Below are 1,890 nucleotides of genomic sequence, written 5' to 3' on the forward strand. Positions count from 1 at the left end.
AACCCCGCGCCCCCCCGAGAACCGGCGGCGCTGCCACCCCCCCCCCCCGCGTCTGTCTAAACTGCTCGCGGCTTGATCAACTCACCACGGTGTTGCTACGACCCCTGGAATCCGCCGCAGGGCGGGGCCACAGGTCTGCGAGGTGTGCAGCGAACGCGGGCCGAAGTCCTACGGGGGGCCGGTCCGGACGGTGCACGTGAACGGCTCGTCGATCCAGTAGGTGTCGTGCTGCCCGTCGTGGACGACCGGGTACCTGGTGGTCGGATCGCAGAGTCTGTCGATCTGGCCACGGTCCGCGGAACTGATGATGAACCAGTACTCGTTGGTGTCCGGGCTGACCTTCTGGCACTTGTAGAAGAACCCCTTCATGCCAGGACCGAACACATCACCGCGGAAGTCGGCGCTCAGCTTCCTGTTGAGGTTGATGTTGACACAGTCGGCCTTCATACCCTCGACGTTGACGGTCCTGGCCGCCTTGGTCGTATACCCCTTGGCCGTGTGGGTGCCCGACGCCGTCCAGGTCCTTGCCGGCAGGGCGATCTGCCGGGCAACCTTGGCAAGCAAGGGGCTTCCTTGTGTAGTTGACCCGATCCGTGTCGTGGTGCGGGCCTCCGCGGTGCAACCCGCGACGGAAGCAGCGGTGACCATCGTCGCCAGCAGAAGGGGTGCGATCCGGATCCCGCGGGCCAGGGACGAGGATGTCACGTTGCTCTCCATTCCGGGCGCGCCGGCGGACCGGCCACTGCCCGGGCGCCTCTTCGCACCCTAGCCGCTCGGACGAGCAGCCCGTGGGATCAGCGGCGGGTAGACGTTCTTCGTCACCGCGGTCACAACCCGGACGGGCGAACACAGATCCGGCCCGAACCGGTGCGGCGTAGCCGCTACGCTCGGCCCATGAGGTCACACCAGGCGGATGCCACGTAGATCCCCGCGCGAGCTGAGGGCGACCGTCCCCGACAGGCAGAGTGACGGTGCGGTGAGCACGCTGCTTGTCAGCGCGTGTCCTGGGCCGTCGCTGTGTGCTGTCGTGCACACGTACCTCTTCGTCGACGGCCTCGACCTGGTGGCGCGCAGCGATAGCAGGATGGTGGGCCTCGGCCCGATGCGGCTGCTCCGCCCGGGTGGACCGCTCTATCCGACGGACATGCCGCGAACGGTGGATGTGGCGGCCGAGGACCAGCCCGGCCCGGGCCGGACAGGCTGACCATCCGGGTGCGACTCCGGGGCGAGACAGTGATCTGGTCCGACCTGATGTACCCGGGCCTCGACGGCAGGGCCATCGACGAGGTTCACTTCCGCCTGGAGCAGTACCTGGGCGAGGTCGAGCGAGCGTACGCGGCGTTGAAAGACCACCCTTGATCGTCGGCGGCTGCCCTCGGCCGAATCTGGAGGGGACCGCTCGCCCCGACGATGACGCTCGACACCAAGCGCCACCGGTGATGCGGCCCGACAACCGCAGGTGGTCGGCAGCAGGGCCCATGCGGGGTGAGCTGGGTGCCCCGCATGGACTGTGCCGTGGTCGTCGCGGTGTCCTGGACCCCCGTGCCCGGTGGCGGTACGGCGGCGGAGTACAGGAAAGGGGCCTAACCGGGAGGGGTGCGGCGGCCGGCTCGGCGGCTGGAGCCGGCCGCGCCGCCCGTGGCTCCGCCGGCCGTGGGCCGTCGGCCGGATCCGCGGACCGCCTTGCCGGAGGTGGTGCCGGTCGCATCGGACGTGGGCCGTCGGCCGGATCCGCGGACCGCCTTGCCGGAGGTGGTGCCGGTCGCATCGGCTGTGGACCGTCGGCCGGATCCGCGGCCGCTCGCCTCGCCGGTACCGCCTGCTGCCCTGTCGGATCCCGCGCGGCGGGCGGAGCGGCGCCCCCCCGTCGCGGAGGTGCCACCAGCCGCC

General features: G+C 70.4%; 3 protein-coding genes and 1 pseudogene. 2 read left to right on the forward strand and 2 right to left on the reverse strand.

Annotated elements, in window-relative coordinates; translation table 11 throughout:
* Positions 1–168: 168 nt before the first annotated feature.
* Positions 169–564 (reverse strand): hypothetical protein, encoded by a 396-nt coding sequence (locus ACFW2E_RS46105; RefSeq protein WP_384477956.1) that lies wholly within the window; start codon positions 562–564, stop codon positions 169–171.
* Between the two features lie 463 nt (positions 565–1,027).
* Between ACFW2E_RS46105 and ACFW2E_RS46110 the strand changes: the two genes are divergently transcribed.
* The gene (locus ACFW2E_RS46110) at positions 1,028–1,204 is read left to right on the forward strand and encodes a hypothetical protein (RefSeq protein WP_384477959.1); all 177 of its coding nucleotides are present in this window, start codon (positions 1,028–1,030) and stop codon (positions 1,202–1,204) included.
* 8 nt (positions 1,205–1,212) lie between these two features.
* Positions 1,213–1,359 carry a hypothetical protein gene (locus tag ACFW2E_RS46115; RefSeq protein WP_384477962.1) on the forward strand — a complete coding sequence of 49 codons (147 nt, stop codon included), beginning with the start codon at positions 1,213–1,215 and terminating at the stop codon, positions 1,357–1,359.
* Positions 1,360–1,583: 224 nt separating this feature from the next.
* On the opposite strand, the pseudogene ACFW2E_RS46120 reads toward ACFW2E_RS46115, so the two are convergent.
* A pseudogene (locus ACFW2E_RS46120) lies at positions 1,584–1,890 on the reverse strand (DEAD/DEAH box helicase); the annotation flags it as partial.

Source organism: Streptomyces sp. NPDC058964, assembly GCF_042741275.1.
Lineage (GTDB): Bacteria > Actinomycetota > Actinomycetes > Streptomycetales > Streptomycetaceae > Streptomyces.